General features: G+C 40.5%; 22 protein-coding genes, 1 tRNA gene and 2 pseudogenes. 12 read left to right on the top strand and 13 right to left on the bottom strand.

Translation table 11 applies throughout. The features are described 5' to 3' along the window. The first annotated feature begins 73 nt into the window (after positions 1-73). A complete protein-coding gene (locus tag AC4CU3_RS11825; protein WP_131230600.1) occupies positions 74-2,002 on the top strand; it encodes an acyltransferase family protein in 1,929 nt (642 codons plus the stop codon). A gap of 3 nt (positions 2,003-2,005) precedes the next feature. Here AC4CU3_RS11825 and AC4CU3_RS11820 read toward each other — a convergent pair whose 3' ends face one another. Genes AC4CU3_RS11820 through AC4CU3_RS11805 form a run of 4 tightly spaced genes read right to left on the bottom strand, consistent with a single transcriptional unit; the run spans position 2,006 to position 5,534 of the window. Continuing rightward, positions 2,006-2,917 carry a glycosyltransferase family 32 protein gene (locus AC4CU3_RS11820; protein ID WP_004697714.1) on the bottom strand — a complete coding sequence of 304 codons (912 nt, stop codon included), beginning with the start codon at positions 2,915-2,917 and terminating at the stop codon, positions 2,006-2,008. A 54-nt stretch (positions 2,918-2,971) separates the two neighbouring features. Continuing rightward, the gene (locus tag AC4CU3_RS11815; RefSeq protein ID WP_004697713.1) at positions 2,972-3,730 is read right to left on the bottom strand and encodes a glycosyltransferase family 25 protein; all 759 of its coding nucleotides are present in this window, start codon (positions 3,728-3,730) and stop codon (positions 2,972-2,974) included. Between the two features lie 14 nt (positions 3,731-3,744). Beyond that, positions 3,745-4,728 carry a Stealth CR1 domain-containing protein gene (locus AC4CU3_RS11810; protein ID WP_004697711.1) on the bottom strand — a complete coding sequence of 328 codons (984 nt, stop codon included), beginning with the start codon at positions 4,726-4,728 and terminating at the stop codon, positions 3,745-3,747. Between the two features lie 35 nt (positions 4,729-4,763). Further along, a complete protein-coding gene (locus tag AC4CU3_RS11805) occupies positions 4,764-5,534 on the bottom strand; it encodes a hypothetical protein (RefSeq protein ID WP_058870289.1) in 771 nt (256 codons plus the stop codon). A 174-nt stretch (positions 5,535-5,708) separates the two neighbouring features. On the opposite strand from AC4CU3_RS11805, the pseudogene AC4CU3_RS11800 reads away from it, so the two are divergent. From AC4CU3_RS11800 to AC4CU3_RS11790, 3 genes and pseudogenes are all read left to right on the top strand, one after another. Beyond that, a pseudogene (locus AC4CU3_RS11800) lies at positions 5,709-6,740 on the top strand (nucleotide sugar dehydrogenase); the annotation flags it as partial. A 39-nt stretch (positions 6,741-6,779) separates the two neighbouring features. Beyond that, positions 6,780-7,085 (top strand): IS630 transposase-related protein, encoded by a 306-nt coding sequence (locus AC4CU3_RS11795; RefSeq protein ID WP_000122230.1) that lies wholly within the window; start codon positions 6,780-6,782, stop codon positions 7,083-7,085. Positions 7,086-7,132: 47 nt separating this feature from the next. Continuing rightward, complete coding sequence (locus AC4CU3_RS11790; protein WP_004781677.1) at positions 7,133-7,627, top strand: IS630 family transposase; 495 nt, start codon at positions 7,133-7,135, stop codon at positions 7,625-7,627. 190 nt (positions 7,628-7,817) lie between these two features. Here the strand turns inward: AC4CU3_RS11790 and AC4CU3_RS11785 are convergent, their stop codons facing one another. From AC4CU3_RS11785 to AC4CU3_RS11770, 4 genes are all read right to left on the bottom strand, one after another. Beyond that, entirely contained in the window at positions 7,818-8,744 is a 927-nt protein-coding gene (locus AC4CU3_RS11785; RefSeq protein WP_004983545.1) for a branched-chain amino acid transaminase, read from the bottom strand. Positions 8,745-8,777: 33 nt separating this feature from the next. Next, the gene (gene glnE / locus AC4CU3_RS11780; RefSeq protein ID WP_490738221.1) at positions 8,778-11,522 is read right to left on the bottom strand and encodes a bifunctional [glutamate--ammonia ligase]-adenylyl-L-tyrosine phosphorylase/[glutamate--ammonia-ligase] adenylyltransferase; all 2,745 of its coding nucleotides are present in this window, start codon (positions 11,520-11,522) and stop codon (positions 8,778-8,780) included. A 123-nt stretch (positions 11,523-11,645) separates the two neighbouring features. Continuing rightward, positions 11,646-12,872 (bottom strand): sensor histidine kinase, encoded by a 1,227-nt coding sequence (locus AC4CU3_RS11775; protein ID WP_201953721.1) that lies wholly within the window; start codon positions 12,870-12,872, stop codon positions 11,646-11,648. Positions 12,873-13,230: 358 nt separating this feature from the next. Continuing rightward, a tRNA-Leu gene (locus AC4CU3_RS11770) sits at positions 13,231-13,317 on the bottom strand. Between the two features lie 184 nt (positions 13,318-13,501). Here AC4CU3_RS11770 and queA point away from each other — a divergent pair. Together queA and AC4CU3_RS11760 are read left to right on the top strand one after the other, a co-directional pair. Beyond that, on the top strand, positions 13,502-14,542 hold the full coding sequence (gene queA, locus AC4CU3_RS11765; RefSeq protein WP_490738220.1) for a tRNA preQ1(34) S-adenosylmethionine ribosyltransferase-isomerase QueA: 1,041 nt from the start codon (positions 13,502-13,504) through the stop codon (positions 14,540-14,542). Positions 14,543-14,551: 9 nt separating this feature from the next. Continuing rightward, positions 14,552-14,728, top strand: a complete 177-nt coding sequence (locus AC4CU3_RS11760; protein ID WP_010327521.1) for a hypothetical protein — start codon at positions 14,552-14,554, stop codon at positions 14,726-14,728. Positions 14,729-14,746: 18 nt separating this feature from the next. Here AC4CU3_RS11760 and tnpA read toward each other — a convergent pair whose 3' ends face one another. Next, the gene (gene tnpA / locus AC4CU3_RS11755) at positions 14,747-15,214 is read right to left on the bottom strand and encodes an IS200/IS605 family transposase (RefSeq protein ID WP_010327522.1); all 468 of its coding nucleotides are present in this window, start codon (positions 15,212-15,214) and stop codon (positions 14,747-14,749) included. A gap of 82 nt (positions 15,215-15,296) precedes the next feature. Here tnpA and AC4CU3_RS11750 point away from each other — a divergent pair, with 82 nt between their 5' ends. The 6 genes and pseudogenes from AC4CU3_RS11750 (at position 15,297) to secF (ending at position 21,745) form a co-directional block, all read left to right on the top strand. Next, positions 15,297-16,697, top strand: a complete 1,401-nt coding sequence (locus AC4CU3_RS11750) for an RNA-guided endonuclease InsQ/TnpB family protein (protein ID WP_058951639.1) — start codon at positions 15,297-15,299, stop codon at positions 16,695-16,697. Between the two features lie 36 nt (positions 16,698-16,733). Continuing rightward, a pseudogene (locus tag AC4CU3_RS11745) lies at positions 16,734-16,925 on the top strand (LemA family protein); the annotation flags it as partial. 315 nt (positions 16,926-17,240) lie between these two features. Beyond that, positions 17,241-18,371, top strand: coding sequence for a tRNA guanosine(34) transglycosylase Tgt (gene tgt, locus AC4CU3_RS11740; RefSeq protein ID WP_004697695.1), 1,131 nt, complete (start codon positions 17,241-17,243; stop codon positions 18,369-18,371). 104 nt (positions 18,372-18,475) lie between these two features. Then, positions 18,476-18,805 carry a preprotein translocase subunit YajC gene (yajC, locus tag AC4CU3_RS11735; protein WP_004697692.1) on the top strand — a complete coding sequence of 110 codons (330 nt, stop codon included), beginning with the start codon at positions 18,476-18,478 and terminating at the stop codon, positions 18,803-18,805. A gap of 55 nt (positions 18,806-18,860) precedes the next feature. After that, positions 18,861-20,762 (top strand): protein translocase subunit SecD, encoded by a 1,902-nt coding sequence (secD, locus tag AC4CU3_RS11730; protein ID WP_178928277.1) that lies wholly within the window; start codon positions 18,861-18,863, stop codon positions 20,760-20,762. Positions 20,763-20,770: 8 nt separating this feature from the next. Further along, on the top strand, positions 20,771-21,745 hold the full coding sequence (gene secF / locus AC4CU3_RS11725) for a protein translocase subunit SecF (protein ID WP_005401700.1): 975 nt from the start codon (positions 20,771-20,773) through the stop codon (positions 21,743-21,745). A 31-nt stretch (positions 21,746-21,776) separates the two neighbouring features. Here the strand turns inward: secF and AC4CU3_RS11720 are convergent, their stop codons facing one another. From AC4CU3_RS11720 to AC4CU3_RS11705, 4 genes are all read right to left on the bottom strand, one after another. Continuing rightward, positions 21,777-22,451, bottom strand: coding sequence for a 4'-phosphopantetheinyl transferase family protein (locus AC4CU3_RS11720; RefSeq protein WP_178928278.1), 675 nt, complete (start codon positions 22,449-22,451; stop codon positions 21,777-21,779). 90 nt (positions 22,452-22,541) lie between these two features. Beyond that, positions 22,542-23,951 (bottom strand): ribosome biogenesis GTPase Der, encoded by a 1,410-nt coding sequence (gene der, locus AC4CU3_RS11715; RefSeq protein WP_010327527.1) that lies wholly within the window; start codon positions 23,949-23,951, stop codon positions 22,542-22,544. Between the two features lie 169 nt (positions 23,952-24,120). Next, entirely contained in the window at positions 24,121-25,266 is a 1,146-nt protein-coding gene (gene bamB / locus AC4CU3_RS11710; RefSeq protein ID WP_058951638.1) for an outer membrane protein assembly factor BamB, read from the bottom strand. Beyond that, positions 25,263-25,961 carry a YfgM family protein gene (locus AC4CU3_RS11705; RefSeq protein WP_178928279.1) on the bottom strand — a complete coding sequence of 233 codons (699 nt, stop codon included), beginning with the start codon at positions 25,959-25,961 and terminating at the stop codon, positions 25,263-25,265. Before AC4CU3_RS11705 ends, bamB begins: the two co-directional genes overlap by 4 nt. Positions 25,962-25,976 lie beyond the last annotated feature (15 nt).

The raw sequence follows: 25,976 nt of genomic DNA, 5'->3' as shown, positions 1-25,976 counted from the left end.
ACTTACAATTCACCTGTAATTTCCTTCCATCCTTATGTGAACGCTCAAGTCTTTCTGTAGTCATCCCAAATATATGAATAATCATCAATTTAGAACTGATATTAATGGACTTCGAGCATATGCTGTAGTTTTTGTTGTTCTTTTCCATTTCAATGTATTCGGTTTCTCTGCTGGGTACTTGGGCGTTGATGTTTTCTTCGTGATATCAGGCTATCTGATGACAAAAATCATTGTGGAAAAGCTTGAACACAATAATTTTTCTTTTGTTGATTTTTACTTATCTCGAATTATTCGTATTTATCCCGCACTATTATTCTTAGTCTTAGTTTTAACGGCTTTGGGGCTATTTGTGTTTATCCCAGAAGATCTAAAAAACTTTGCTAAAGATGCGAGATACAGTCTCACTTTCTTATCAAATAATCTCTTCTATGAACAATCAGGAGACTATTTTGCAACTAGTTCACATGATAAAGCATTACTGCATACCTGGTCTTTAGCTGTTGAATGGCAGTTCTACATCCTTTTTCCCATCATTTTGTACACATTTAAAAAGCTTACAAAACAAACTAAATATATAGGCATATTACTTCTAATATTATTTTCTTGCTCATTTTTGTTGTCTGTAAAACTTACACCAGAAAATCCGATATATGCTTTCTTTAAACTCTCAACACGTGCATGGGAGTTAATTGCAGGTGGACTGGTGTACTTTTATTTTAACCAATATTCTTTATCATCGATTAAGCAAAAAATTATTGAATATACAGGTTTTGGACTTTTAGCGCTAAGCTTGATTTTTTTAACCAAAGATACGCCTTGGCCTGGTTATGCTGCATCCCTTCCTGTTTTGGGTACAGTTTTAATTCTAATCGCCAACCGTCAAAACTCTATACTAACGAAACCCAAGTTTATACAGAGTTTAGGCAGTGCTTCATATTCTATTTATTTGTGGCATTGGCCGATCTCATTTTTATTGAGCTATTTCCTAATTCAAAAAAATATTATCAATATCAGTTTTGCTCTTTTATTATCTTTTATTTTAGGATGGTTGAGTTACAAACATATTGAACCCTGTCGTATTCATCTGAATAAAATCAATAAAAAGTATGTTTATCTACTTTTTATCTTAAGTATTGCGATTCTCTATCCATTTTATAAGTTTCTAGGTAAGGATGGGTTAGAAAATCGAGCCGATGCAGAATACCTAAAGCGTATTGAGAAAATACAGATGCCTATGGTCTCGAATGGTTGGTGTTTCTATAACATTAAAGATGATCATAGTCTGACTGTTGGAGAAAATGGATTAAAATGTCATATAGCATCTAACTCAACAAATGCTAAATCAGCTCTTTTGTTTGGAGATTCATTTGCAGGTCACAATATTCCATTTTGGGATCATCTAGGCAAAAAGCTAAACTTGAACATCCATACGATCAGTACGAATTGGTGCTATCCAAGTCTTGATAAAGAATTTACAGGTGACAAGTCATCTACCGCTTATCAGCAGTGCTTAATCAACCGAAACTATCTGAAGAATCATATAGCTCAGTATGACGTTCTTATTTTTGCTGGTCGTTGGACTGATATTGTTCGTCAAAATCAGCAGAATTCATTTAGTGAGCTACTCAAAGTTGCACAAATGAATAATAAGAAAGTGATTGTAATGTCTGAACCATATACTTTTGATCAAAACATCAGCTCAATTTTCAAACGTGCAATATGGTTAGAGCGAGACTTTAATCTAAATGAGTATATGAACAATCCACTCGCTACAAAGCAAAAATATGCAACGAGTGTGATTAATAAAATCGTTTCAGAACATCCGAATACACTCTTGTTAAGCCAAGCAGATCTATTTAAATCAGATCATATGGCAACCAAAAACACACCGTATTCATTTGATGGACGTCATATCTCAATTGTTGGGTCATTAGCATCTGAACAATACTTTGAAACACGACCAAAATTTAAAGTATTAGAAAACTTTATTGCTAAAAAGTAGTGATTAGATATCAATAAACGAGTCGTTAAAATACATTTTTTTACTGTAATAACGACTTAATATTCCCCTTTCTTTTCCTGCCAGTTTGATCAGCTTAGGCTTTTCAACTGGCGGATAATTGAGGGCAAGATCAATCAACACTTTTTCTTTCATCCATTTATTTTTTACTTGATAGAAAAAAGCATTCCGATCACAGTTAATCAAGGTCATACTCGGTAAAGTTGTACGCATAATTTTTTGGCAGGCAACATAAGCAACCAAATATTCTAAACGGCCTATCTCTTGAAAATAGTCCTGATAATTTTCGTTATTTTCTTTAATCTGCTGAATATAAACCTTTGGTGTTAATTCTATAGCTTTTAATAACTCCTCAAACCAAGACTTAAAAAACATATTTTTGGCAGAACTTGCCAATAACCAATTCTCTAAAACAGGAAAGTCTGGGCAAGTCGTATTTTTCTTTCGATAATAGGCAAAACTGTTAGTTTGATGTTGAGTAACTAACCTTTCAATCCAATCTAGATTTTCATAAACAATTGTACTGGCATCTAACCATATCCCACCGTGTTGATAAATTAATTCAAATCGAATGAGATCAGCTTTCTGTTGTGGTGTCGCATGCTTTAAACGACCATAATCAATATCACAAAACTCTTTGACATTATTAGGTGTTAGAAAGTTTACAACATAGTTTGGATTGTTCTTTTTTATATTATCAACGCACTTCTGCACAAACTCAGGGAGTGAGCCTTCCCAATACATCCAGATAATTTTGGGAATAACTGCATTTTTCTGACCAGGATTGAGAACGATCAGGTCCGCGTAGTTATCTATTGACTCATTGATTTCTCTTTTTTGGTTTGAATACATTGTATAAAATTTCAAAAGATAGAAGAGCTTCTTAAAAAACTTCATAAAATGTACTCAACAAAATAAAGAAAATTATTTATTACAGTCTATAACTAGGACTCAAGACATTAAATGTTTAATTGCATAAAAGCGATCACGCCACATACGCTTCTGTTTCTTAAATCCATGAGAAGCACTTCGATTCTCAAGTTGCTTCCGTTTGATACCTTGAGCAGCAACAGTACCTAAAATATCACTATCCAGACCTGCTGGCTGCACAAATGGCTGCCAAACGCCAAGCCCTTTTCCTGTTTTACTTAACCAACTTTGGAAGAAAATATCGACTGGAACGGTCATGATTTTACCCAGTTGTACAAACTGTTCAGCTCCTTTTCGAGACCAAACCAAGCCTACACCACGTATTGGGAAATAATATGCATGCCACAAGGTATAATGATCAAACTCAACAATGTCTTTTGCTAATTTTTTCTTTTTAGCAGCAATATTGACGGTATACCAATCCAACTCTTTATGTTGATCTAAATAACTTAATAAAGATTCAAGCTTCTGTTTAAAGTTAGGCAACACTTCAATGTCATCTTCTAAGACAACTAAATAATCGGCATCCGTTTCTAGAAATTTTTCAGCACAACCGTAGTGACTTAGATAACAACCCAACTCAGAATTCATTAAACTACGCCCTAATATTTTCTGAGCAGCAAGATCATCGTAGTTTTCAAATTCAGATAAGGCTTTACCTCGCCCATCATAAGCAGAGAATCGGCTAAAATCCCATCCCGCTTGATTGAGCTGAGCTGTCGCACTTGCTAAACGTTGATCACTGCCGTCTAAATTAATAAGATAAGTCACAACTTTCATTTGCTTTCCTTCGTTTAGACCACAGTAGTCGGTTGAATTTGGCTGGGTAAAAACCCTGTAAATTTTTGAATCAGTGCGGCTCGGATGCGTCCTTCAGCTAATGATTCCAATTGATCTAGACTTTGTATACAGCCAAATTTAATCTCAGAATTAGATAAAGCTAATATAAATTTTTCCAAATCACGACCATCTTTTAAATAAGCAATATCAATATCATCTTTTAAAATGGCTTGATCAGATTGAATTGCTAAATGATTAGACAATCCCACTGGTAACAGTTGATCAATGTTCCTAAATTTGAACTGAATTTGCTGCTCTAAAAGCTCTTTATTATTCTTAAAGTAAGTACTGAGCAAATCACGACTGAGAATATGAGGGCGATGATGAATTTCGTAATATCTAGTCATTCCCACACGATCTGCACTCAGCATTTGAGCCGTTGAATATTTCGCTTCAGCTACCATTCCAAAATTCTGCTGTAAGAATTTTCGGAAAATATATTTCATTTTCTTGATGAGTGTTGCTTGCCAATGTCCATATATCACCATCTGACCATCAATAAGAAAATCACTTAAATCAGACTGTTGATTGAAAAAGAAATCATCATTCAGATAAATAAAATGATTTGAAATCCCTTTAATATTCCACAACATACTTTCAATACTTAATGAATTGAAAGTAGGTAAATACTGTTGGTAATTTCTAAATATTTCTTGATGATCAACCACTTGAATTTGACCAGAGCGACATAGCCCCTGCGCTTCAAACTCCCCAACAAAACTCGGCTGTTGGTGATCAGTTATAATGTAAATCGTTCCACAATACGGAACATATTTCAGAATTGAAGCAATCGAAAAATAGATTTCATCATTATGGGCAAATCGAGTGTCTTCCGCTGCACCTTTTACAACATTTTCAGGTTGAAATTGTTGACGTTTCAATCGATGATTTTCATCACTTCCATCAACCCAAGCAATAACAAAATCTAGTTTTTTCATAATTTTCTAATCAAAAGTAAACCAACATTGGGTTTTTAATGCCAAGCCTCTTTAATCCAATCTGATGGCAAGACGTAACGATACCACTTGCCACCACCACCATTTACTGCATCAGGTGGATTAATTTCCCCATGGAAAACAATAATTTTTGCACCTTCGGGTTTTACGGGTGCTTTAAAGTACGCCAAAGGTATTTTTTGCAAGCAATGATACTTATAACTTTTACACCAACTGTCAGGCCAGTAAGAGAGCTTTTTCTCTTGATCGACATACCAAGACAAATAAGCTTGCTCATTGCGGAACTTTTGACGAATTTCATCAAAATGCTCACGGAAATAGGGCATCAATCCAGGAAAAGCACCCAACTTAAAACGGTAAACTGAACTATTTCCCGTAATACGCCAAGGGCGCTTCCAGTCATGAATAATCAGAAAATCCCCAGAATGGGTAAAGAAACTATCGATGTTATCAACAATCACTACATCTAAGTCTAAAAAGAGCGCATTGCCTTTTAAACCATAAAGATCTGGCTCAAACGTAGACAATTTATTCCAGCCACGTTCAGGGCTCCCCTCTGGAAGTGCTAATGGAGGAATAGGAAAACACTGTACAGCAGGATCAATGCCATCGGTACGGTCCGTTAAACACACCATTTTAAAGTCAACAGTAGTGTGGCGTTTTACCATGTTATACAAGCGATTAACGTAGTCCGAACCATATTTGGTCCCCCACTTCATACACAGCACAATATTCTGATTTTGTTGCTCTGTCGTATTTAAAACGTCATCATTTTCATGTACAGACATGCTTGAAACTACCGATCTACATAGTATTTTGCATCATAACATAGTCTAGGTTTGATTGAAGATTAGAGCCATAAAATCCGAAGTAATTACACGGTAATTAAACTGAAATGTATTGTTCATTTACGTGACATCTTGCTCCTGCACCGTATTATAAAATAATTCAGAATCAACAGAATGAAAATTACAGTGGTCGGTTTAGGCTATGTTGGACTCTCTAATGCTTTGATCTTAGCGCAACAGCACTGTGTCACTGCATTTGATATCGATGAAAATCGTATTCATCAGTTAAATCAAAAAATCTCCCCAATTCAAGATAAAGACATCTCATTATTCCTAGAAAATGACAACATTCATTTTAAAGCAACATCAAATAAAATAGACAGTTACATCAATGCTGAGGTTATTCTCATTGCAACACCCACCAATTACGACCCCATTACCAACCAATTTGACACTTCAAGTGTGGAGCAAGTCATTCACGACATCCAACTCACTAACCCGCTTGCGACCATCATAATTAAATCAACAGTGCCTGTCGGCTTTACACAAAGAATGCGACAGCGATTTAACACAAACAATATTATTTTTTCACCTGAATTCTTACGTGAAGGCAAAGCACTTCAGGATAATCTTTATCCTTCTCGAATTATTATAGGAGAGCAATCGGAACGTGCTGAAACATTAGCACAACTCTTTCTTAATAGTGCTATTAAAAAAGACTGCCCTGTACTATTTACTCATTCGACTGAAGCAGAGGCTATCAAATTATTTGCCAATACTTATCTCGCCATGCGTGTTGCTTATTTCAATGAACTTGACACCTATGCTCAAGTTTTTGATTTAGATACTCGTCAAATTATTGATGGCGTGTGTCTTGATCCACGTATTGGAAAGTTTTACAACAATCCCTCTTTTGGCTATGGTGGATATTGCCTCCCTAAAGACACTAAACAACTTTTAGCAAATTATGAGCAAGTCCCAAGTAACTTAATTCAAGCGGTTGTAGATGCAAATAGAACCCGTAAGGATTTCATTGCTGAAACGATTATTCATAAAAATCCCAAAGTGGTTGGTATCTACCGTTTGGTCATGAAATCAGGATCTGATAATTTTCGCTCATCCGCAATTTTAGGGATTATGCGCCGAATTAAGGCGCAAGGCATCAAGGTGATTATTTACGAGCCAAATATTTCAGAAAAAAAATTTGCTATAGTCAAATCATTATAAAACCAATACAATGGTGCAATGAGTTATTCAGAACATTTTAGACGTAAAATTTTAGCTAAGCTTGAGGAAGGTTATTCTATTCGAGCGGTAGCTGCACAATTTGAAATTAATAAAAATACCATTGTTGAATGGAAGAAACGTATAGAGATTAAAAAAACTCGTGTACGTAAACCTTCTAAAATTAACGATGATGCTTTACGTGAAGATGTTGAAAAGTATCCTGATGCTTATCAATATGAACGTGCTGCACGTTTTAATTGTGGTGTTTCATCTATTGGTGCTGCATTAAAGCGCTTAAATATTACAGTTAAAAAAAGACGTTAAGCCATCCTAAAGCAGATACAAAGCTTAGGGATAAATTTATTCTGCAAGTGAATGAATTAGAAAAAAACCATCCGATTATTTATCTGGATGAAAGTGGTTTTAAGTCACATGATTACAGACCTCATGGCTACTCACGAAAAGGAGTACCCTGTTTAGGACAATATAATTGGCAATTAAAGAATCAGACCAATGCCATTGGAGCAATCCATGAGGGTAAGTTATTTTCAGTCGGTTTATTTGACTGCAAAATCAATTCAGATGTTTTTCATTTTTGGATTGAGCAATTCCTCATACCGGCATTACCAGAAAATAGTGTAGTGGTTATGGATAATGCAGCATTTCATAAAAGAGCAGATATTCAGGAGTTATTGGAACAACAAGGGCATAAAATTCTTTGGCTTCCTGCATACAGCCCTGATTTAAATCCTATAGAACACATGTGGGCATGGGTTAAACGTAAGCGTAAAGAATGGTTGATCGACTCAGTCGATGAGTTATTTCGAGTTTTTTTCGAATCTTGTATGAATAATAAAGTAGTTTGACTATAATAGTAAAGTTATTCGCGATCTAAAAAAATTTAAGCAAGTAGCTGACTTAATTATTAGCAATCGTCAAACATCAGAACTAAATGACGTCCAAAATAAACTCTACACTCGAGATATTTTCGGTATCGATGACTAAACTGAAGACCAACAAAAAAGGGCTCCGAAGAGCCCTTTTCCACCTAATTACTTATTTTACATAAGTTAACCAGTGTGCATATTTCGGGTCTTTACCCTTAACCGCATTAAAGAATGTGGTTTGAATTTGTTCAGTAATAGGACCACGCGTACCTGAACCAATTTCACGGTCATCATACTCACGAATAGGCGTCACTTCAGCAGCTGTACCTGTAAAGAATGCTTCATCTGCAATGTAGAATTCATCACGTGTAATACGGCGCTCAACCACGTCATAGCCCAAGTCTTTTGCGATGGTAATAATGGTTTGACGCGTAATGCCATCAAGTGCACCACCTGCGATGTCAGGTGTATGTAAAACACCATCTTTCACCAAAAATACGTTTTCGCCAGAACCTTGGCATACATAACCTTGAGGGTCGAGCAACATTGCTTCGTCATAGCCTGAATGTGCCACCTCTTGGTGAGCCAAAATCGACAAGGTATAGTTACCTGACGCTTTTGCTTTACACATCGTCACGTTTGGATGATGGTGAGTAAATGATGAGGTCTTCACACGAATACCTTTCGCCATTGCTTCGTCACCAAGGTACGCACCCCAGCTCCACGCAGCAACCACCGCATGAATGGTATTGTCTGTTGCAGCAATACCTAATTTTTCAGAACCAATAAAAATAATTGGACGCAAGTAGCAAGACGCTAATTTATTTTCACGAACCACATCAATTTGAGCTTGCTCTAGTGTTGCTTGATCAAATGGGACTTTCATTTGATAAATTTTTGCAGAGTTCAATAAACGCTTAGTGTGTTCTTTTAAACGGAAAATAGCCGTGCCATTCGGTGTTTCATAGGCACGGACACCTTCAAACACACCCATGCTGTAGTGCAAGGTATGTGTTAATACGTGAGTTTTTGCCTCACGCCAGTCAACCAATTGTCCATCTTGCCAAATAAAACCATCACGATCAGCCAAATTCATGACACACACTCCAAATTTATATACACAGTCATGTTACCCAATGCTCACGATTGAGCTTGGATCAATTAATCTTTGCCATAATTTGCAAACGATCACTCGGGTATCGCGCCAGTCCGCAGCATTTACTTGCATGGATTGATTCGCAAGGGCTAAACGGTGGCTCTCGGCTCGTTCACTGAGATAAGCTTGAATCAATGCAGTCGCATCGTCACTGGATAAGCAACTGGCTTTTGCGGCGTCTTCAAGGATTCGTACATTGTCGGAATAATGGGCAAGATCTGGATGAGATCCGCTCCATGCCAACACAGCATACTGTGCCATAAATTCGATATCGACGATACCACCTGCGTCTTGTTTTAAATGAAAAATTCCATCTTTTTGTTGCTCTTTAGAAGAACCCAAATGGTCTTTCATTTTTTGACGCATCTTCAGCACTTCTGCGCGTACATTTTCTTCATCTCGTGGCTGCGTCAAAATCCGACAGCGCAATGCTTCAAACTTATCACGCAAACTTGGCTCACCCGCAATCGAACGAGCACGCACCAATGCTTGATGCTCCCAGACCCATGCATTTTTCAACTGATATTGCTCAAAGGCTTTTAAACTGGTGACCAAGACCCCAGCTTCACCCGATGGGCGTAAGCGCGTATCGATTTCATAAACCCGACCATCGAGGGTCTGCGTGGTCATCAACGACATAAATTTCTGCGCAACACGCATTGCAAACTCAAATCCACTGATCGACTTCAGCCCATCGGTATCGGCTTGCTCATCCATATAATGAATAAAGACCAGATCTAAGTCCGAGCCATAACCCAACTCAATCCCACCAACTTTTCCATAGCCCACCACAGCAAATGCCAAATGATCAATCGAACAACGCTGCCCTTCTACATCGAGCGGATAACCATGTTTCTTTGCCGTCATTTGATAGGCTAAATTTAAAGTCGTACTGACCGAAACTTCTGCAATATCGGTCAAGGCATCGGATACTTTCATCAACGGACTTTCAGCCAAGACATCACTAGCCGCAACTGCCAAAACATTGGATTTTTTAAATAGGCGCAGCACACGCATCAAATCCTCAACGTCATCAAGCTCAATGCGAAGCAACTGTTGACGCAGTGAATCTTCCAAATCTTGACGGCGCGGCAGCTCAAAGTCCATGGACAAAAATTCATCCAAGAGTACTGGATAATGGGTCAATTCTTCACAAATCCATGGACTTACGGTTGCCATTTTCACCAAGCGCTGTAAAGCCCCTTTACTCTCAATCAACATCACCAAATATACGGTGCGTCGCATCACAGACTCGACCAAAGGCATGAGGCGTAGCAGCGCGGCTTCCGGCTTATCTGACTGTAAAATCGCTTCAATCAAATGCGGCCAAAACATTTTTAAACGCTGCACCGCTTTTGCAGGCAGCTTTTTTAGCGCATGACCATTCCAAAATTCATGAATGAGATTTTTTGCATTCGCATCTAAGACTTCATTTAACCGCGCTTCTAACTGACTAAAACTTTCTACGAAAGGGTCATGCTCTTTTTCTTTAATTAAATGCTCAAACTGGTAAATGACTTTGGCGCGCTTTTGATTTAAATGTTCAATAAATGCATCCCAGCTTACAAAACCCAAGGTGTCAATCATCCTTTGTCTAAGTTCTGGTTCCGTTGGCAAAGACTGGGTTTGTTGATCATTCAGAGCTTGAATGGCATGCTCTACACGGCGCAGAAATAAGTAGGCATCTTCCAGCTCACTGACCGCTTGCCCATCCAGCAAACCCACTTCGCCCAAATGATGTAAGCTCACTAAACATTGACGGTCTTGTAATTCTAATTTTGCCCCACCATAAATTAGCTGAAAAACCTGCACAATAAATTCGACTTCACGAATACCGCCCGCACCCAGCTTAATATCATCTTCGATATTGCGGCGTAATACTTCACGCTCAATCATGGCTTTCATTTCGCGCATGGCTTCAAAAGCGGTGTAATCGACATACTTACGGAACACGAAAGGACGAGTCATGTCCAACAACTCATCCCCCTCTTTGCCCCCTGTTACAATCCGCGCCTTGATCCACGCATAGCGCTCCCACTCGCGACCATGCTGGCTTAAATACTTCTCCAGCGCCGCATGACTAATCGCCAGTGCAGAACCATCACCCCAAGGACGTAAGCGCATATCCACACGGAAGACAAAACCATCAGCCGTGATATGGTCCAACAAGTAAATGAGTTTCTGACCCCACAAAATGCAAAACTGTTGTACATCTATGCATTTACGACCATCAGTTTCACCTTGTTCATCAAAAGCAAAAATCAAGTCAATATCACTGGACAGATTCAGCTCTTGTGCACCGAGCTTCCCCATCGCGACCACAATTAAATCTTGAATTTTATGGTTATAACCCACAGGCTGACCATGTTTAGCCACCAATGGTGCTAAGGCAAACGCTTTTGCCACACAAATGGCTGCATCGGCAAAATCAGATAACTCACGCGTTAGCGTCATCACATCGATCAATTGATTGGCATCCTGCCAAATCCAGCGAAACATTAAACGCGCACGTAAAATTCGGATGGTGCGCATCCACGTGATTTCATCACTGATGTCTTTTAAGGTGTTTTGAACGACATCGAAAATTTGTTCGGTGGTCAATGGCTGAGAAAATTGATCAATTGCATAATCTTGTTCAAGATAAACCTGATGTATAGATAGGACTTGTTCCGCATATTGACTTGCGCGCAATGTCTTTTGCAATTGCTCAGCATTCATGATCGACTCTTTCGCATTGTTTTGGTTATTTATAACAGCAGATCATGAGATTAGGTGAATTATTTTATAAGAAAAGTATGATTATTCACTAAATTCTTGCTGGGATGTCTCGAGTGACAATGCTTAATGTGCGCTGTTCGAACGGGGCAGGCTGACGATAAAAGTTGAACCTACACCTTCTTTCGATGTGACTGAAATTTCACCTTTATTCAAATCAACAAAACGCTTACACAACACCAGACCTAGCCCCGTACCTTTCTCCCCAGCTGTCCCCTTAAAACTAACGGTTAGTTTCGGTTCAAACAAAGATTCAATTTGCCCTAAGGTCATACCTAAACCTGTATCTTGAATGTAGATATCGATAAAATCATCACGCTGTTTGGCATCAATCGTCACAACACCTTCGCCATGCATATGGGTAAATTTCAGTGCATTTGAGACCAAGTTTTGGATCACTGAGGTCACCATATTGATATCTGCAAAAATTTTTAAATCATCGGGGACACGGTCAATCAGTTGAATATTTTTATTGATAGCCAACGCATGCAACACATCAAAAACAATTTGAGAGGAGTGCTTAAGTTTGTAATGGATGGGGTGATAAACAAAACGTCCGCCCTCTGCCATCGCCCAATTCAGTAGGCTCTCTAACAAGCTATAAGTCGATTGCGCGGTATCATGCAAATAATCTGCAATGCTTTGCACACCAGACTCATCCAAACTTTCGCGCTCTTCAGCCAACACTTCTGAGAAACCAATTAAGCCATGAAAAGGCGCCCTTAAGTCATGTGCAATAATTTGGAAAAATTTGGTTTTACTGACATTCATAGCCACCTGTTGTTCATATAACTCTTTGAGCTCCGCATTTTCCATGCGTAAATGCAGCAGATTAAGAAACCCAGAGGCCAGTTCATAGACATTTTCTACAGCATCTTGCGTAAAAGCGTCCAACTGTTCATCAAAGAAAATCACTTGCCCTACAGATTTATCCGATACCTTTAAATCCAATGCGATGATCCGCTGATGTTTAAACCCTAAAGCACTCACCTGCTGAGAAAGATGATGATAATGGGAATGCAGGCTATCAATCGCAATCTCCCCTTCAAAATGAGTAGCAAAATTGGCTGCAGCGGGTAACTGAAAAGCATTGAATGCGTGTTTGCCCGCATACCAACTATAAGGTTCATTGCTAAACGTTAAAATTGCGGCATCTGCACCTAAAATTTTTCGCGCAAATTTGAGAAAGCTCTTAATTTTATTGTCATTACTGTTCACGCCCAACAATAAAGATAAGTGACAAGCACTTAACTGTTCTGTATCAGACCCGATATCTAGCAATTGAATACCCATTTCTGCCTCATCTTTTGTGATTTTCGGCACAAACCTATTATTTACTTGTATTTATTAGCAAATTTTCAACATTAAAACAATATAAAAATACAACAATACAAGCGTGGCATTTAAAAAAAAATTAATTATTTCAGAATTTTATATTGTGACTACTTTCTCTTTTTAGAAAACTCGTTATTTATCAGAAGGATTAAAACAAAATTGTGAGTCCATCATATGAGGACATAATTAAGCAAACCCGCAACAAACATTCAATTGCTTTAAGTCATCTGTAATGTTTTATGGCGATTTGATTCAAATCTTAAATTTCAGGCAATAAAAAACCCAAGACTGAATATGCTTGGGTTTTTTAATATCTTGGTCCCGAGGGTCGGACTCGAACCGACACGTCATCTCTGACAGCGGATTTTGAGTCCGCCGCGTCTACCAATTTCACCACCTCGGGAAGGTGTTGATGCGTATATTAAACTTTTTGAAAAACTTGTCAACGCAAGTTGATAGTGATTGGCTATTTTTAAGTCATATTTGATTTTTTAGCTTTATATTTGTGCAATTTCAGCGTTTTTCTGCAAAAACGCATATACTAAGCGCAATTTTGACCTCCCTTATTTTGACGCTGCTTTCCGATCATGCAACTTTCTGATTTTAATTTCGACCTCCCTGATGAACTCATTGCCCGTTACCCTTTAGACACGCGTAGTGCTTCTCGACTGTTACACCTCGATGCTCAAGGTCAGCATCATGACTTTCAATTCACCGACATTTTAGATTTGCTCAATGCAGGTGATTTACTGGTCTTAAATGACACCAAAGTGATGAAAGCACGCCTCAAAGGCAAACGTGCCAGCGGTGGAGCTGTCGAGGTTCTGGTAGAACGCATGCAAGATGTATTTATTGCACACTGCCACATCAAAGCTAGTAACACACCCAAAGCAGGCGCTGAGCTCTTTATTGGCCCAGATGCCGTTAAAATCACTATACTAGGTCGTCATGAAAATTTATTTATTGTGGAGTTTTCCCAGCCAATTTTAACGGTGCTGGAATTATACGGACAACTTCCGATCCCTCCCTACTTCAACCGTGAAGCTGAAGCCATTGATACCGAGCGTTATCAAACAGTATTTAATGATCCAACCAAGTTAGCCAGTGTCGCTGCACCTACCGCAAGCTTACACTTCGACCAAAAGCTGTTGGATCAACTTGAAGCCAAAGGTATTCAGAAAACCTTTGTCACTTTACACGTGGGTGCTGGTACCTTTCTGCCTGTACGTACCGATGACATTGCCAATCACATTATGCACAGTGAATGGTGTGATGTTCCTGAGCATTCAGTTGAGCTTATTCGTCAAACCAAAGCGCGTGGTAATAAAGTCATTTCTGTCGGAACGACAGCGACACGTGCGGTTGAAAGTGCAGCGCAGGCACATGATGGTGAACTCAAAGCTTGGACTGGAGATACCCAAATTTTTATCTACCCAGGTTATGAGTTCAAAGTGGTGGATCGTCTTATCACCAACTTCCATCTGCCTGAATCGACTCTCTTGATGTTGGTTTCAGCGCTATCAAATCGTGATAATATTTTGATGGCTTATCAACATGCAGTTGCAAACCAGTACCGCTTCTTTAGTTATGGCGATGCCATGTTAGTTGACCAACTTCAACCCAAATAAGAACCTCACATGCCTCTCGATACGATCAAACATTCTATTCATATTCGACGTAAAAAGAATCAGGTCGTGTTTGATAATATCGACAAGCTTTGGGGCATTGCTCGGAGTGCGGACACTGCCCAAGAAATCTTGGATCGGTTGCATCCATGGAAAGCACCGATTACCCTTAAATTTGAACAAGTTTAGTGGCGCATTCTCGCTTCTTTAGGGGCGAGTCAAGCCACTTTTAGCACTCAGGTTTTTTGAGCGTTTAACTGCTATTTCAGATGGTGGTTGTCTTTGGTTTTCAATGTACTGTTTAACCGTTTCAAGGCTTGCACCACCACACGAAACTACACAGTAACTAGGCGACCAAAAATGATTACCCCATAGCTTTGTTTTAATTGAGTCCCAAAAGCTTTTTCGTAGCAAATAAGAACTTTTCCCTTTTAGTTTTCCAGCTAGATTAGAGATAGCAATTTTAGGGTGAACATTAACCATCATGTGAACATGGTCATCCTCGCCATTAAACTCCATCAACTCACAATCCATTTGTTCGCAGGTTTCCTTCATTATTTCTTTTAATGAATCTAACATTTCTTGGGTTAGCACATCTCTACGGTATTTAGTTACAAATACTAGATGAACATAATTCTTAAAAATACAGCTTCTACCTGTTCTCCACTCATACATTTTTATCACATACTAGATTTACTTAAGATAAAAGATAGTATAAAATTCCAGCATATAAATAGCAAGAACACTTCACTTAGTAATGATTTCAGGCATTAAATTTCGAGCATACCCAACGGAGGAACAGAAGTTAATTCTGAGCCAATGGATGGGCTGTGCGAGATTTGCTTGGAATGCTAAATGTGATGAGGATAAGTATTTCCGAGGTTTTGCTCGTAAGTTCACACCGTTTAAGCAGTATTTTGATACTCAAGATCAGAAATACGCTCAGTTTAAGTCAGAAGAACTGACCCCATGGCTTGATAAATGTCCAAGTACCATTCTCAAGAACTCGACTGTGAATTGGTACAACACCCTCAAAAAATCAACCAAGGGGATTTGTGGCCGACCAAAGCGCAAAGCCAAAACCGATAAAGGTAGCATCTACCTGACTCGTGACCTGTTCTCTTTCGAGAAAGATCAATTTGGTAAAACACGACTTCAAATTGGTGGTCGTAAATACAATATTGGCTATCTGAGCTTCAATAAACATGCCGATTTTAATGAGCCAAAATCTCTTTATATCCGTAAAGAGCGTGGTCAATACTTTGTTTCATTCTGCTATGAAGATGGAATTGAGATGGAGGATTTTGATGGCAAAAAATTCAATGAAGATAAGTACCTGGAAAAGCAATTAGCATTATTAAGTGATACTGATGCCAATGAACTAAATAAGCACGTTGTTGGTATTGATCGTGGCGTGGCAATCCCTGTTTGTACACCAGCGCAAGAATTTGATTTTACCAGGGAACAAAAGAACCATCTAACCAAAGCTGAGCGCTACATTAAACGATTACAGCGCAAGTTAGCCAAACAGCAAAAAGGGTCAAACCGTAGAGCTAAAACCAAGCACCGTATTGCGATCCATCACGCTAAGAAAGCCAATATCCGAAAGGATTTCAATCACAAGACTAGCCATAGCCTAGTAAGCAATGAGCGAAATAAAGTATTCATTTTTGAGAAGTTAAATACTCAAAAAATGACGAAAAAGCCAAACCCTAAAAAGGATGAATTAGGTCGATTTATCCCCAACAAGGCAAAGGCAAAAGCAGGTTTAAATAAAGCAATTCTAAATGTTGGTTGGTATATGCTTGAGGCATATGTTAAATACAAAGCCATTCGTTTAGGAAAAGCTGTATTTAAGGTTCAGGCAGCTTACACAAGTCAGGAGTGTGCTTCATGCGGTCACACTCATCCCGACAATCGCAAAACTCAAGAAAAGTTTAAATGCGTGAGTTGTGGTCACACTGATAATGCGGATAAAAACGCATCCAAAGTGATAAAAAGCCGAGCAATAAAATTAATTTTAGACACTGGAACGGTGTTGGAGAAAGGCTTAATGTCTTCCTCTAGTGGGCGTGGAGGTAGTCGTAAGACGAAAAAGAGTGTTAAAACTCTTTCTCGCATTGCCGATGAAACGTCAAAAGAGATGATTGCAGCTTAAGTTGCTTTCAGAAACTCGTTGCTTTAGCTGCGAGTAGTTCATGAGCAAAACGAAAATGTCGGTGCTGCGATCAGCATCTTTAACCGCAATGTCGAACTGTTTAACAACCACATTCAAATCTTTCCCAACAACATTGTAAACACCATGACTGTCGGTAAAAAAGCTGTGCGTCCATTCCGTGACGCTGCTGCGCTGCAAAATTTTGATTACCGTCCCAATTTCAACTAAAAAGATCGCGCTAACACAAAGAACACATCCAAGGCACTCATTTTGATTGCCTTTTTTAATATCTACATTTACTTCACTTCTGGCAGCTATCGCTTGCTATGCCACGGCAATTCATCTCCCACTCTCCCCAACATACTCAAATCAAAACCGTTGTCACCGCACACAATTTCGTACAGAAAAGCTTTGCGTTAAAAGTGTTACAACACTGGTGTTTATTTGCATAATCAAGGAAAATAGCCTCCTTTTAGCGGCGAACTGTTTTTTCGCTCTTGCACTGCAAGCAGAGCAGTGCTTTGCTCTTGTTCAGGATATTTTATGAAGTTTGAAAAATTAGGTCAGTCGGGTCGCGCCCGTCGTGGTCGTTTAACTTTAGAGCATGGTGTGGTTGAAACCCCTGTGTTCATGCCTGTCGGTACTTATGGTACGGTGAAAGGCATGCTCCCGCGTGATATTGAAGACATCAAAGCGCAAATTATTTTAGGCAACACCTTCCATCTTTACCTACGCCCTGGCCTTGAAGTGATTAAAGAGCACGGCGGTCTGCATAAATTCATGAAGTGGGATAAACCCATTCTAACCGATTCAGGCGGCTTCCAAGTCTTCAGTTTGGGCGCGATGCGTAAAATTAAAGAAGATGGCGTAACGTTCCGCTCTCCAATTGACGGTTCTAAAGTATTTTTGTCTCCTGAAATCTCAATGGACATCCAACATACATTGAACTCTGACATCGTGATGATTTTTGACGAATGTACGCCTTATCCTGCAACGCATGAAGAAGCGCAAAAGTCTCTACAATTGTCATTGCGTTGGGCAAAGCGTTGTAAGACTCAGCATCATGATGTGCTTGAAAATAAAAATGCGCTATTCGGCATTATTCAAGGTGGTATGTATGAAGACTTACGTGATGAGTCTTTAAAAGGCTTGCTTGAAGTTGGTTTTGACGGTTATGCCATTGGTGGTCTGTCCGTCGGCGAACCGAAAGAAGAAATGATTAAAGTGCTGGATTATCTTCCAGAAAAAATGCCAGCAGACAAACCGCGCTACCTGATGGGCGTGGGTAAACCTGAGGACATCGTAGAAGGCATCCGCCGTGGCGTCGACATGTTTGACTGTGTCATGCCTACACGTAATGCCCGAAATGGACATTATTTTGTGACCGATGGTTTAGTACGTATCCGTAACAGCAAATACCGTCATGATCAAAGTCCGCTTGATCCACACTGCGACTGTTATACCTGTACCAACTTTACTCGCGCTTATTTATTCCATTTGGAAAAATGTGGTGAAATGCTGGGTTCAATGCTCGGTACTATTCACAACTTACGTTACTACCAACGCTTCACTCAAGACATTCGTGATGCATTGGATAATGATCGCTTTGATGCCTTTGTTGAAGATTTTTATGCACGTCGTGGTTTAGAAGTTCCACCTTGCCCCCAAGATTAATTGTTGTGAGCATTTGCGCTTGGTAAAAAGACAAGGTAAATTGCAGAACAAGTCTATTTATGATCAATTCGTTGGTCACCGTTTTTTTAGTTTAGGAATTTGAAATGAGCCTTTTTATTTCTACAGCTCACGCAGCGGGTGAAGCTGCACAACAACCAAGTATGGTCGCAAACTTATTGATGATTGCTGTTTTTATTGCAATCTTCTACTTCTTAATTTGGCGCCCTCAAGCTAAACGTGCCAAAGAGCACCGCTCTTTGGTTGAAAGTCTTGGTGTAGGCAGTGAAGTTGTTTTTGCTGGTGGCCTCATGGGTAAAATCACTAAACTCGAAGGTGACTTTGCAGTGGTTGAACTGAGCCGTGGTGTAGACGTAAAAATCCAACGCGCAAGTGTGATTTCAGTTCTTCCTGAAGGCACATTAAATAACCTTTAATCAAAAAAATTAGTCGTGCATCCGCACGACTTTTTTCATTTTAAGAAGAAAACAAATGCGTTACCCAGCATGGAAATATCTACTGATTCTCGTGGTTTTGACGATCAGTACATTATATGCCCTGCCTAGTTTGTATCCGGATGAGCCTGCGGTTCAAATTTCTGGTGCCAAAGCTGGTACCCAAATTGACCAAAGCATCGTACAAAAAGCAGAGCAGATTTTAAAATCTGAAAGCATTTCAAGCCATGACAACAGTTTTAGCAATAATGCTGCACTGTTACGTCTTGACTCTAGCGAAGCACAATTAAAAGCCAAAGAAGCGTTACGTCGTGGCCTTGGTGATGACTATGTTGTCGCGTTGAACTTGGCACCAACCACGCCAGAGTGGCTACAAAAAATTGGTGCAAAACCAATGAAGCTCGGTCTGGACTTACGTGGTGGTGTTCACTTCTTATTAGAAGTGGATATGGATAAAGCGATTGCTCAGCGCATGGAAACCTCTGCGACAGATTTACGTCGTCAGTTCCGTGACAACAAAATTAAATTTAACAGCCTTGCATTAAACAACAACACCATTACCGTTCAGTTCGCCAACAATGATGATCGTACTGCGGCTCAAGACTACTTACGTAGCAATGGTAATGAGTTTAATCAGCAAGCGGTCGCAACTGCGACAGGTTCAACCTTACGCTTAACCTATACCGATGTTCGCCGCCAAGAAATTCAATCTTATGCCGTGAACCAAAACTTAACCACTTTACGTAACCGTATTAACGAGTTAGGTGTGGCAGAAGCCTTGGTACAAACACAAGGTAGTAACCGCATCGTGGTTGAGCTCCCAGGTGTTCAGGACACTGCTGAAGCAAAACGTGTCTTGGGTCGTACAGCAAACCTAGAGTTCCGTTTGGTCTCTGACCAAAATGACCAAGTGATTGACCCTTATACGGGCAAGAGCAATGGTCAACCGCTTCCACCAGGAACCGAACTTTTTGCCTATCAGTCTTTAGACAGCGGACGTGAATTACTTTTAAACCGTAACCGTATTTTAACGGGTGAACGTGTTCAAAACGCATCAAGTGGCTTTAGCCAAGACACTGGCGGTGCTGAGGTAAACATTACATTAGACACAGCAGGTGGCAAACTGATGGCCGATGCAACCCGGAATGCGGTGGGTAAGCGTATGGCTGTGTTGTTCATTGAAAATAAACAACGTATTAGCTATATCACCGATCCTACCACTGGTGCGCAAACTGAAGTCCGTACACCCTATGCAGAGTCTGTCGTGATTAACGCTGCAACCATTCAAGCAGTCCTCGGCTCTCAATTCCGTATCACGGGTCTAGATTCACCTCAAGAAGCGTCTGAACTTGCACTAATGCTACGTGCTGGTGCACTTGCTGCGCCAATGTACTTTGTTGAAGAACGTGTAGTGGGTCCAAGCCTCGGTCAAGAAAACATTGATAAAGGTGTGCTATCAACTCAAATCGGCTTCTTACTAGTCGCAATTTGGATGGTAGTCTTCTTCCGTCTCTTTGGCTTAATTGCTAACTTTGCCTTGGTCTTCAACTTAGCCATGATTCTAACCGTCATGTCATGGATTGGTGCTTCCCTCACCCTGCCGGGTATTGCGGGTATCGTGATTACCATTGGTATGGCGGTCGATGCCAACGTCTTGATCTGTGAGCGAATACGTGAAGAAATGAAGTGGGGAGCATCACCCAAACAAGCCATTGTGGCGGGTTATGACCGTGCTTATAACACCATTTTCGACTCAAACTTAACCACATTCTTGGTTGCGTTTATCCTATTTGCTATCGGTACAGGTCCAATTAAAGGCTTCGCTGTGACCTTAATGATCGGTATTATCTGCTCTATGTTTACTGCTATTACAGTAACACGTGCGATTGTACAGCTCATTTATGGCAAAAAACGTAACTTGAAAAAGTTGAGCATATAAGGAGATCGATGATGACTGATGTGACTCAACAAGATTCAAAAAAATACGGCCGTCCAGATGATGAACGTGTAATTGATTTTATGAAGATTGCGCTGCCTGCAGCCATTCTTTCTATTGTCTTAACCATTGGCAGCCTATTCTTTATTTTCACCAAGGGTCTTAACTTAGGTTTGGACTTTACTGGTGGTATTTCTGCCGAATTGAACTATAGCAAACCCGTGAAGTCGGCCGATGTCTCTGCTGCACTGACCAAAGCTGGCTTTCATGACCCTGTGGTACAAACCATTGGTTCAGATCGTGATTTGATTGTGCGTATGCCTGTACAAGAAGACACAGCCGCAGAAGACTTAACCAAAACCATTACCCAAGCTGTACAGCTACCGGGTAACTCTGCTTCAGTTAACAAAGTTGATGTGGTGGGTGGACAAGTCGGGAATGAACTCTACATTCGCTCAGCGGGTGCTGTGGCTTTAGCGTTACTGCTGATGTTGGTCTACGTAACGATTCGCTTTGAATTCAAACTGGCGATGGGTGCTGTACTGTCTTTGTTCCATGACGTGGTGGTCACCATCGGTATTTTTGCCATGATGCAGTGGCCATTTGACTTAACTGTATTGGCTGCAATTCTGGCTCTGATTGGTTTCTCATTGAATGACAACATTGTCGTTTCGGATCGTATTCGTGAAAACTTCCGTAAGATTCGTGGCGCTTCGCCTTTAGAGATCGTCAACATCGCTTTAACTGAGACCCTACGTCGTACCATTCACACCTCAATGACTTTATTGTTGGTGGTGATCTCGATGATGATCCTCGGTGGTGATGGCCTTAAATGGTTCTCCGTTGCAATGTTTGTGGGCGTCTTTGTGGGTACCTACTCTTCAATCTACATCGGTACAGCTTTTGCTTTATGGCGTGGCTTAAACCGTCAAGACTTCATTGTTCAAGTGAAGCCTGAGTTTGAAGAAGAAAATGAAATTCCATAAATGCACACCATAGTGTGAAAAAGAAAGCCTCTCAATCGAGAGGCTTTTTTATGTCGGTGAGAAGGTGTTGTACCAGCTCAATCTGAGGCAACGCATAGCCACGGCAGGACTGTTCTGCCCGCCAAGCCACGGTCAACATCACATCTCCCAACTCAAAATTTTGATAGGCAAAACTCCCAATCAGCGGATGACTACACATGCCGCCATTATGCGTTGGATGTGCTTGAGTGTTCAGTTCATTTAAGTTTAAACGAATGCCTAAACCCGAGGCTTTAAGCACCGCTTCTTTGGTGGTCCAGACCTTAAACCAGTATGCTTTGTCCTGATCAAACTCGTGCCACACGCGAAGTTCCTCTACGTGAAAAGCATGTTTAGCCAAAGCCTCAAAGCGTACTTTTCGGCTTAATTCTTCCACGTCCACGCCTAAATCTTGCATCCACTCAGTGGTAGCTAAAGCATAGTAATCTTGGCTGTGACTATGATTAAAATGAAAGGAAGGCTGATCAAGCAAATAAGGTTTACCTGTCTCACTCAACGCAATGGAGTGATCATCCACAATCATATGCCGTTGTTCGGATAAGCATTGATTGCGATATTGATAAATGGCTTGTTTTCGCTGTGCAATTTGCTCAACACGTGACAGGTTGTGATCCACCAGCACAATGTCCTCAATCTTTTTCAGCTCAACACGTATTGTCCTTGCCACTTTGCCTTCCTATCATAGTTTCATTCATCATAAAATAAAAAAGCCCAAAGATCACTTTGGGCTTTTCAGCATCAAAACCTTAATGCCTGATTAGCGTTTGAATTTCTTCTCAGCTTTCTTAAATTTCTGAACATAACGACGCTTACGCGCTGCTGTACGTTCATCCACCTGTGATTTACGTCCTTCAAATGGGTTTTCAGAGGTTTTAAACTCAATACGTACTGGCGTACCTTCAAGTTTGTACACTTTACGGAATACGTTTTCTAAATAACGACGATAATCCGCAGGCGTTTTATCAACTTTGTTACCATGCACCACAATCGTAGGTGGATTTTGTCCACCCATATGGGCATAACGCATTTTAATACGGCGACCACCGACCATTGGCGGTTGGTGCGCATCCGTAGCATCACTTAAAATTTGTGTGATTTTTGCAGGTGAAACTTTCAAATGTGACGAATCATAAGCACGGTGAATCGATGGATATAGATCCCCCACACCCGTACCATGCAATGCAGAAATCAAATGCACTTTCGCCCAAGGAATAAAGTCAAAGCGACGATCAACATCCAACTTACATTGTTTGCGATCATACTCAGACATATTGTCCCATTTGTTAATCGCGATCACCATCGCACGGCCCGCTTCAAGCGCGTAACCAATCAAATGTAGATCTTGCTCAACCACACCTTCACGTGCATCAAGAACAACCACAATGACATGGGCATCTTTAATGGCCTGTAGCGTTTTCACAATTGAGAACTTCTCAATCATTTCATCGACTTTACCTTTACGACGCACACCTGCAGTATCGATTAAGGTGTAATGACGGCCATCACGTTCATACGGGATATAGATCGAGTCGCGGGTTGTCCCCGGTTGGTCAAATGCAACTACACGCTCTTCACCCAACAAACGGTTCACTAGCGTCGATTTACCGACGTTTGGACGACCAATAATCGCTAAACGTAAGCCTGTGTTCTTGTCGTGCTCATCTGCATCTTCATCTTCAGGCACACTTGAAAGCACATCTTCAAGCATTTGCTGTACACCGCGACCATGGCTCGCAGCCACTTGCATGGGTTCGCCCATACCCAACTTGTAGAATTCAACAAGTGCAGCTTCGGCATGTACACCATCAACTTTGTTCGCCACAAGGTAAACTTTCTTACCGAGTGTACGCAGCTCACGCGCAATTTGCTCATCCGATGCGAGTAGGCCTGCGCGTGCATCGACGACAAATACAATAATATCGGCTTCATTGATGGCAGTTTTAGACTGTTCTGCCATGTAAGAGTCGATACCGCCTTCATTTTCGCCAATACCACCAGTATCAACCACAATGAAAGACTTATTTTGAAATACAGCATCACCATATTTACGGTCACGAGTCAGACCGGCAAAGTCAGCAACAAGCGCGTCTCGGCTTTTGGTGATCTGGTTAAATAGCGTTGATTTTCCGACGTTCGGACGACCAATGAGCGCAATTACGGGTTTCATAGATTAACCTTTATTCAAGATCAGCCAGTGAGACTGGTCTGAACATCAGAAACTGGAAGAAAAATTAGGTGAAAAACCTGAATAAAAACTCGGGGTTTTGACTAAGCAAACACCCCGAGGAATTTTAAAAAATACGAATTTCGACTAGTTTAACATAAGTCGAACAGAATTAACGATTCTGCCAAATGCTTAATGCACCCTTTCGTGTTGCAACATAGAGTTGATCATCAATCACACGTAAAGTACGTACTTCACCAGACGTCTTCGCACGACCGATCAATTCACCTGTCGCAGGGTTCAGCATGTGCAATACGCCATCTAGATCACCGACAATCAAGTCTTGGCCCAACATCACAGGATTACTCAATTGGCGGTTCAGCAGGCTGTCATTTTCCCAAAGCTTTTGACCCGTGCTAATTTCATAAGCCACTAACTTGCCGTCAGTTTGCGCCACAAATACACCATTACCCACCACTTCAGGGCGCTGCGTACTGCTTGAGTCTTCACTCCACACCACCTGCTGTGAAGCCAAATCTGTCATGGTCACTTGACCTTGATAGCTGGTCGTAATCAAGTACTGGCCTGCTACTACAGGATCACCATCAACATCATTCAAACGTTGAATATCGGAACGACCATCCGACACAGCCACACGGCGCTGCATACGTGGCACACCTGTGAGCACATCTAAAGCATAAACATAGGCATTAGCTGAAGAAATCAGCACTGTACGCGCATCGACAGGAACAGGCGCTGCATTACCACGTAAGCTAAGTTGTACATTCGGTAAGTTATAGGTCCACACTTGCTGACCTGTTACCAAATCATGCGCAAAAACAGTGCCATCATTACTTACAGAAATAACACGACCAGCTTGAATCAACGATGGCGCAAGAAGTGCACCCGTTAATTGTGCTGTCCATTTTTGCTCACCAGTTGCTTGATCTAAAGCAAACAACTGACCTTTGGCGTTACCTACAATGACATGACCATCGGCAGCCTCAACACCTGAACTCAAGCCTGCTTTAGATACTTCTTTCTGCCATAGTTTTTGTTTACCTTGATATGCCGTCACTAGACCTTTAGGGTCAAGTGCAAAAACTACACCGTTGTCTGCATCTAAGCGTAAACGTAAAGGATCAGCAGTCGAAGTTGAAGACACACTTTGAGAAAATACAGGAGTCAGAGTTTTCGCCTGCGTCAGTTTTGGAAGTGGATTCGGCTTAACTTCTTCTACTTTTCCGCTACTTGCACAACCCGCAAGTGCTAAAGTTAATACTGTTAATGCGCACGAAATTTTGTATTTTCTATTCATTCAGTTTCTTCCGCTGCTGTTTCTATAAGTGGACGTTCGATTTCAGGATCATCAACTAAAATACCAACACTTTCGAGTTTAATTTGTAAAATTTGGCGTTCTTGTTTACGTTCAACCAACTGATCCCATGCACTTTGGTAGGCTTTTTTCGCATTTTCGATGTCATTTTTAGCCACATAGACATCGCCCAAAGCTTCATCGGCTGTCGCTTTAAAAGCAGGATCTTTTACCAATGCGAGGTTTTTAATCGCATCATCAAACTTCTTTTGCGCCAATTGTGCATACGCTAAACGCAATTTCACAATTTGCACTAAGCCGTCGTCATCCACTTTCGAGTTTTCAACTTTCTTCAACGCTTTTTCAGCACTGGCATAATCCGCTTTGTCATAGGCCAATTTTGCCATTAACAATTGCGTTTGAATGGCTTGCGCCGAATCTGGTGCTTCTTTCACAATTTTGTCCGCAGTTGCAGACAAGGCTGTAAATGCATCACCTTGCGTTGCACGTGCTTCATCCATCAATTGCTGAACTTTAGCCGTGTTCATTTGGTTCTCGGCCAAAGTTTTCTTCTGCCAGTATTGCCATCCAAAAAAGGCAATCAGCGCAATTAAAATCCCACTAATAATGGCTGAACCATATTTCTTAGTGAAAGACTTTAAACTATCAAGTTGCTCATCATCACTTAATGCGCTCATGTGACTACCCTTTCC

Source organism: Acinetobacter sp. 802_lipA (assembly GCF_058242885.1).
The sequence above is the reverse complement of the archived record's forward strand: the minus strand, read 5'-3'. Positions and strand labels throughout refer to the sequence as shown.